We start from the raw sequence: 6,827 nt of genomic DNA on the forward strand, positions 1-6,827 counted from the left end.
ATGCTCAGGGTTCATCCTGCGGTCGCATGTGCGGGAACAACAGCACGTCGCGAATCGAAGGCGCATCGGTGAACAGCATCACCAGGCGATCGATGCCGATGCCTTCACCGGCGGTCGGCGGCAGGCCGTGCTCGAGGGCGCGGATGTAGTCGGCGTCGAAGTGCATCGCCTCCAGATCGCCGGCGTCTTTGTCGGCGACCTGCTTGCGGAAACGCTCGGCCTGATCCTCGGGGTCATTCAGCTCGGAGAAGCCGTTGGCGATCTCGCGCCCGCCGACGAAGAACTCGAAGCGATCGGTGACGAAGGGGTCCGCATCGCTTTGGCGCGCCAGCGGCGAGACCTCGGTTGGATAGGCGGTGATAAAGGTCGGCTGCAGCAGCCGACTCTCGACGGTCTTCTCGAAGATCTCGATCTGCAGCTTGCCCAGACCATCGCTGTCCTTGCAATGGATGCCAAGGCGCTCGGCTACCGCGCGCGCGCGCTCCTCCGAGTCGAGATCCGCATCATTCAGATCCGGATTGAAGTGCAGGATCGATTCACGCACGCTCATGCGTTGGAATGGCTGCGAGAAGTCGTAGGTCTCGCCCTGATACGCGATCTGGGTGGTACCGAGCACCCGCTCGGCGAGCGTGCGCAGGAGATCCTCGGTCAGGTCCATCAGGTCACGGTAGTCGGCATAGGCCTGATACAGCTCGAGCATGGTGAACTCGGGGTTATGCCGCGTCGACAGTCCCTCGTTGCGGAAGTTGCGGTTGATCTCGTAGACGCGCTCGAAGCCGCCGACCACCAAGCGCTTGAGATAGAGTTCGGGCGCGATGCGCAGGAACAGCTGCATATCGAGCGCATTGTGATGGGTGACGAAGGGCCGCGCGACCGCGCCGCCTGGGATCGCCTGCATCATCGGCGTCTCGACCTCGAGGAAGGTGCGCTCGTTGAGATAGTCGCGGATGCCCTGCACCAAGCGCGTGCGCACCTGGAAGGTCTCGCGCGTGGCCTCGTTCATGATCAGGTCGAGGTAGCGCTGGCGATAGCGGCTCTCGGTATCGGCGAGCCCGTGCCATTTCTCCGGCAGCGGCCGCAGGGACTTGGTCAGCAGCCGCAGCTGATCGACCTTGAGCGACAGCTCGCCGGTCTTGGTGCGGAACACCTGGCCGGAGACGCCGATGATATCGCCGATATCCAGCTCCTTCTTGAACCAGGCGTAGTCATCGACGCCGAGCTGATCGCGCTGCACGAACAGTTGCATGCGCCCGCTCATGTCCTGCAGATGGGCGAAACTCGCCTTGCCCATCACGCGCCGGCTCATCAGCCGGCCAGCGAGCGTGGCGCGCACGTTGCGCGTTTCCAGCTCGGTGCCGTCCATCGCCTCATACTGGGCGTGCAACTCACCGGCGACCTGGCTGCGACGAAAATCGTTCGGGAAGGCGATGCCCTGCGCGCGGATGGCGTTGAGCTTCTCGCGGCGCTGGGCGATCAGCTTGTTCTCCTCCTGCTGCGAGGGTGCGGCGCCCTGCTCGGTGGCCGGCTCGGCGTCGTTCGACTGCGTCTGGTTCATGGTTCCCAATCAGCGTGGTTGGCGGATGCGTGGCGCCTATCCGCACGTGTCGTGGTGGTGGTGCGTATCCGCAGGCCCTGTCTCGGGCGGGCATCAAAGCCCGCTCTTGAGGCTCGCCTCGATGAAGGGATCGAGGCCGCCGTCGAGCACCGCCTGGGTGTTGCCGGTCTCGATATTGGTGCGCAGATCTTTGATGCGCGACTGATCCAGCACATAGGAGCGGATCTGGCTGCCCCAACCGATGTCAGACTTGCTCTCTTCCAGCGCCTGCTGCTCGGTGCGCCGCTTCTGCATCTCCAGCTCATAGAGCTTGGCCTTGAGCTGCTTCATCGCCTGGTCCTTGTTGGCATGCTGCGAGCGGCCGTTCTGGCATTGGGTGACGGTGTTGGTCGGCAGATGGGTGATGCGCACCGCCGATTCGGTGCGGTTGACGTGCTGACCACCCGCCCCCGAGGCGCGATAGACATCGATGCGCAGCTCGGCGGGATTGATCTCGATCTCGAACGAATCGTCGATCTCGGGCGAGACGAACACCGCCGCGAACGAGGTGTGGCGCCGATTGCCGGAATCGAACGGCGACTTGCGCACCAGCCGATGGACACCGGTCTCGGTGCGCAGCCAACCGAAGGCATGATCGCCCTGCACCGAGACCGTGGCCGATTTGATCCCGGCCACATCACCGGGCGAGACCTCGGTCAGCTCGGCCTTGAAATCGTGCGTCTCGGCCCAGCGCAGGTACATGCGCAGCAGCATCTCGGCCCAGTCTTGGGCCTCGGTGCCACCGGAGCCGGCCTGGATATCGATGAAGGCGTTGTTGGGGTCCATCTCGCCGGAGAACATACGCCGAAACTCGAGTTCGCCGACGCGTTGCTCGTCGCCTTGCAGGTCGGCGAGCACCGCCGCGACCGTTTCGGCGTCCTCTTCCTCGGCGGCCATGGCCAGCAAATCGTCGGCCTCGGCAAGCCCGTCATCGAGTTCATGGATGGTATCGACCACGGTCTCGAGCGAGACGCGCTCGCGCCCCAGTGCTTGGGCGCGTTCGGGATCGGACCAGACCTCGGGTTCCTCGAGTTCGCGCAGGACCTCGGTCAGGCGTTCTTGTTTACCGGCGACGTCAAAGATACCCCCTAAGGAGCTCGAGGCGCCCCTTGAGGTCGGCGATCTGCGCGCGAACCGGGTTGATGTCTTCCATGAGGGTCTCCGCTGGATGAAAAACACACCATGATACCCTAGCCCGCCTCATCATCGTAGGCAAAAAATGGTCATGCCCCATCGATCGTCTATACTGGAGTCAGGCCCGTTCGCTGCAGGGAGTGATCACCCATGGCCCGTCTTCCGCGTTTCCTTCTTCCCGGTTTTCCGCAGCATGTGATCCAACGTGGCAATCATCATCAGATGATCCTGCGCGAGGAGGAGGATTACTGGTTCCTCTGGGGCCGATTGGGTGACGCGGCGGCCAAGTTCGAGTGCGACATCCATGCCTATGTGCTGATGCCGGATCACTTCCATCTGCTGCTCACCCCTTGGCGGGAGGATGGCATCGGCAAGCTGATGCAGTACACCGGGCGCTATTTCGTGCCGCACATCAACCACCGTTATCAGCGTCGCGGAACGCTCTGGGAAGGACGCTACCGCGCCACCCTGCTCGACCCACAGGCCCTGCTGCTGCCGGTGAGTGGCTACATCGAGACCAACGCCGTGCGCGCCGCGTTCGTCGCGCGCGCCGATGAGTATGAGTGGTCGAGCTATGCCGCCAACGCGCTCGGCGTCGAGGACGAGTTGATCCGCCCGCATCCGGTCTACCGCGCCCTCGGCGCTAGCGATGCGGAACGCCAACGGGCTTACCGAGCGCAGTTCGACGCCGGTTTGAGCCAGGAACTGATCGCCCATATCAGAGCCTACACCAACAAAGCCTGGGTGCTCGGCGATGAGCACTTCTGCCAGGCCATCGAGGATAAGCTCAATCGGCGGGCGCGGCCGCGCCCACGCGGCGGTGATCGGCGCTCGAGAGCCTATCGCCGCGCGCTACAGCAAGCGACCACTACCTTACACTAATGGGACAATCGTCAGATAATGGACAGCTCCATGTCGAAGATCCACGTTGCTCGCCCACACCGCCTTGGCCTGACCGCGGCCCGGGCCGAGGTCGAGCGCATTGCCGCTCGGGTGCGCGACGAGTACGGCGCCGAATATCACTGGCAGGGTGATGTACTCCATTTCAAGCGCGCCGGGATCGGCGCCGGCCTGATCGCGCTCGCCGATGACTCCATGGATCTCTGGATCGACCTCGGGCTGCTGCTGAGCCCGATGAAGGCCGAGATCGAAGAGCGCCTGACGCGCAAGATCGACGAGACCTTGGCCGGTTACGAGGCCGACCATCCCTTGCCCGCATCCTGACCGAGCCGCCCATAGAACCTGAGGCGCAGTCGAGAAAAGATGTCGATCGCACTGACTGAACAGCCAATTTTTATCGGACTCATCTTGTTTTTATGTGCCGCCCAGCCTATTCTGAAGGACGACAGGGGGCTGGCGCGGGACCGCGCCTGATGCCAGGCGCAGGCACCAGCCGTTTCGACAAACAGGCTTAACACGCATCGAGGCTGTGCGATGAGCGCTCGAGAAGACGCCGGGCTTTGGGGATCCCATCACGAAGACAATTGCGATGATCGCAGCGGGGGGCGGCAGCACATCGATCGCCGCGACTTCATCGCCAACATGGGCGGTGCCGCCGCCTTGCTGTGCGCAACCTTCATGCCGAGCGCCGCCGCGCAAGGCTCCAGCCTGGAGCGCCAGCTCGTCAGTCTCGTCAAACGCCAGCGCGCCCAAGGGCTGATTCGCGCCGACGAGCAGACCTCCTGGTCGATCTACGATTTCACCCGGGCCAAGAAGCTGGTGTCGATCAATGAAGACACCCCACGCCAAGCCGCCAGCATGCTGAAGCCCTTCGTCGCCCAGGCGTTCTTCTACACCCTGCAGGAGCAGGGCTCGCGGCTAGGCTACACGGCCAAGGTGCGAGAGACGATGACGCGCATGATCCGTGACAGCAGCAATACCGCCACCACCGAGCTCATGCAGCTCATCAGCCGCTACAACGGCGGCAACGGCCCCCGGGACGTGGAACACGTCCTCAAGCGCCATGCACCCGGCGTCTTCCAGCAGACGAGCATCATCGAGTACATCCCCGCGAACGGGCGCACCTATCGCAATCTGGCCTCGGCACACGACTACAGCCGTTTCCTCTGGGCGCTCTGGAACAATCGGATGCCGTATGCCAGCGAGGTGCGCGATCTGATGGCCCTCCCCAATCACGACCGCATCACCAAGCGCGTCGCGGGCATGCCATCCAACATCCGCGTCTACGACAAGAGCGGCTCCACGGCGATGCTCTGCGGCAACATGGGCATCATCGAGTGCTACGACCGGCGAGGTCGCCCCCGGCCCTACACCTTCATCGGCATCATCCAAAAGAACCAGCGCACCAACTACTACACGACCTGGATCACCAATCGCAGCAACGCCATGCGCGAGGTGTCGGGGCTCGTCTATCGCTACATGCGCGAGCAGCATCAGTTGGCCTGATCACGCAGCCCCAACACATCCTGCATGTCGAACTGGCCGCGCTCATGCTCGGCGATCCAGCGCGCGGCACGGCAGGCACCGCGCGCGAAGGTCATGCGGTTGGTCGCCTTGTGCGCGATCTCGACGCGCTCGCCATCGGCCGCGAACCAGACGCTGTGCTCGCCCACCGTATCGCCGGCGCGAATGGTCTCGAAACCGATGGTCTGGCGCTCACGGGCGCCGGTGTGGCCTTCACGCCCATAAACGGCGACCTCGCCGAGATCGCGCCCGAGCGCATCGGCAATCACCTCACCCATGCGCAACGCGGTGCCGGAAGGCGCATCGACCTTGTGGCGGTGATGCGCCTCGATGATCTCGATATCGGCCTCGTCGCCCATCACGCGCGCCGCCAGATCCAGCAGCTTGAAGCAGAGGTTCACGCCCACGCTCATGTTCGGCGCCAGCACCACGGCGGTGTCGATGGCCGCCTCGCTGACCGCCTCGCGCTGCTCCGGCGTCAGGCCAGTGGTGCCGATCACCATGCGGCAGCGGGCATCGCGGCACAGTTCCAGATGATGCATGGTCGCGCGCGGCGTGGTGAAGTCGATCAGCACGTCGAAGTCCGCCAGCACCTCGTCGAGATCGGGGCGGATGGGGGCACCGATCGGCCCGATACCGGCCAACTCACCGGCATCGACACCGACCAGGCTACTATCCGAGTGCTCGGTCGCGGCGGTGACGCTGAGGCCGTCGGTCGCATGCGCCGCGCTGATCAGGGTACGACCCATGCGACCACCCGCGCCGGCCACGGCTACACGAATCGGTTCCATCTGTCTTCTCCCGGGCTAGAGCCCCATCTTCTCGAAAAAGTGCTTGACCCCATCGAGCCAGGAACTCGACTGCGGGCTGTGGTGCTTGCCGCCAGCGCTGACGCTCTCCTCGAACTCGCGCAGGAGTTCCTTCTGGCGCTCGGTCAGATTCACCGGGATCTCGACGATCACGCGACAGAGCAGATCGCCCACCGGACCGCCACGCACCGGCTTGACGCCCTTGCCGCGCATGCGAAACAGCTTACCGGTTTGCGTCCCGGCCGGCACCTTGAGCACGACCTTGCCATTGAGCGTCGGCACCTCGATCTCGCCGCCGAGCGCGGCGGTGACGACACTGATCGGCACCTCGCAGAACAGATGGCTGTCCTCGCGCTTGAAGATCGGATGCTCTTCGACGACGACCTGCACATAGAGATCGCCCGCCATGCCGCCATGCTCGCTCGGCTCGCCCTCGCCGGCGAGGCGGATGCGATCCCCGGTATCGACACCCGCCGGGACCTTGACCGAGAGGGTCTTTTCCTCTTTCAAGCGCCCGACACCACGGCAATGCCGACAAGCGTCCTCGACCACCTTACCGGTCCCGCGACACTCGGGACAAGTCTGCTGGATCGAGAAGAACCCCTGCTGCATGCGCACTTGGCCCATGCCGTGGCAGGTGGGGCAGTCCTTCGGGCTGGTGCCGGGCTTGGCGCCGCTGCCACCACAGTGATGGCATTCGACCGTGGTCGGTATGCGGATCTTGACATCCTTGCCGGTGACCGCCTCCTCCAGGGTCAGCGAGAGGTCGTAGCGCAGATCGGCACCGCGCGCGGTGCGCCGGCCACCACCGCCACGGCCGCCGAAGATGTCGCCGAAGACATCGCCGAAGATATCGGAGAAGCCAC

Annotated in this window: 7 protein-coding genes; 3 read left to right on the forward strand and 4 right to left on the reverse strand. The window is 64.2% G+C overall.

Annotation, left to right across the window (positions count from 1 at the left end):
- Positions 1 to 4: 4 nt before the first annotated feature.
- Both lysS and prfB read right to left on the reverse strand, forming a co-directional pair.
- Positions 5 to 1,555, reverse strand: a complete 1,551-nt coding sequence (lysS, locus tag CCR82_RS06425) for a lysine--tRNA ligase (protein WP_201244572.1) — start codon at positions 1,553 to 1,555, stop codon at positions 5 to 7.
- 93 nt (positions 1,556 to 1,648) lie between these two features.
- A protein-coding gene (gene prfB / locus CCR82_RS06430; protein ID WP_201244573.1) for a peptide chain release factor 2 occupies positions 1,649 to 2,747 on the reverse strand; the annotation gives its coding sequence in 2 pieces (ribosomal slippage) (positions 1,649 to 2,671 and positions 2,673 to 2,747; 1,098 coding nt in all).
- 131 nt (positions 2,748 to 2,878) lie between these two features.
- Here prfB and CCR82_RS06435 point away from each other — a divergent pair.
- From CCR82_RS06435 to CCR82_RS06445, 3 genes are all read left to right on the forward strand, one after another.
- On the forward strand, positions 2,879 to 3,610 hold the full coding sequence (locus CCR82_RS06435; protein WP_201244574.1) for a transposase: 732 nt from the start codon (positions 2,879 to 2,881) through the stop codon (positions 3,608 to 3,610).
- A 30-nt stretch (positions 3,611 to 3,640) separates the two neighbouring features.
- A complete protein-coding gene (locus tag CCR82_RS06440) occupies positions 3,641 to 3,952 on the forward strand; it encodes a polyhydroxyalkanoic acid system family protein (RefSeq protein ID WP_201244575.1) in 312 nt (103 codons plus the stop codon).
- 210 nt (positions 3,953 to 4,162) lie between these two features.
- Positions 4,163 to 5,134, forward strand: a complete 972-nt coding sequence (locus tag CCR82_RS06445) for a serine hydrolase (protein ID WP_201244576.1) — start codon at positions 4,163 to 4,165, stop codon at positions 5,132 to 5,134.
- Here CCR82_RS06445 and dapB read toward each other — a convergent pair.
- Positions 5,122 to 5,943: a 4-hydroxy-tetrahydrodipicolinate reductase gene (dapB, locus tag CCR82_RS06450; RefSeq protein WP_201244577.1), complete on the reverse strand. Its 822-nt coding sequence runs from the start codon at positions 5,941 to 5,943 to the stop codon at positions 5,122 to 5,124. The genes CCR82_RS06445 and dapB overlap by 13 nt on opposite strands.
- Positions 5,944 to 5,958: 15 nt before the next feature.
- Positions 5,959 to 6,827 (reverse strand): molecular chaperone DnaJ (gene dnaJ, locus CCR82_RS06455; protein ID WP_201244578.1); only part of this gene is annotated, 869 nt, incomplete at its 5' end.

It is taken from the genome of Halochromatium salexigens (genome assembly GCF_016653295.1).
GTDB lineage: Bacteria > Pseudomonadota > Gammaproteobacteria > Chromatiales > Chromatiaceae > Lamprobacter > Lamprobacter salexigens.

Coding starts and splice junctions, on each gene's coding strand:
- lysS (WP_201244572.1), bottom strand. CDS start 1,555: ATGAACCAGACGCAGTCGAACGACGCCGAGCCGGCCACCGAGCAGGGC.
- CCR82_RS06435 (WP_201244574.1), top strand. CDS start 2,879: ATGGCCCGTCTTCCGCGTTTCCTTCTTCCCGGTTTTCCGCAGCATGTG.
- CCR82_RS06440 (WP_201244575.1), top strand. CDS start 3,641: ATGTCGAAGATCCACGTTGCTCGCCCACACCGCCTTGGCCTGACCGCG.
- CCR82_RS06445 (WP_201244576.1), top strand. CDS start 4,163: ATGAGCGCTCGAGAAGACGCCGGGCTTTGGGGATCCCATCACGAAGAC.
- dapB (WP_201244577.1), bottom strand. CDS start 5,943: ATGGAACCGATTCGTGTAGCCGTGGCCGGCGCGGGTGGTCGCATGGGT.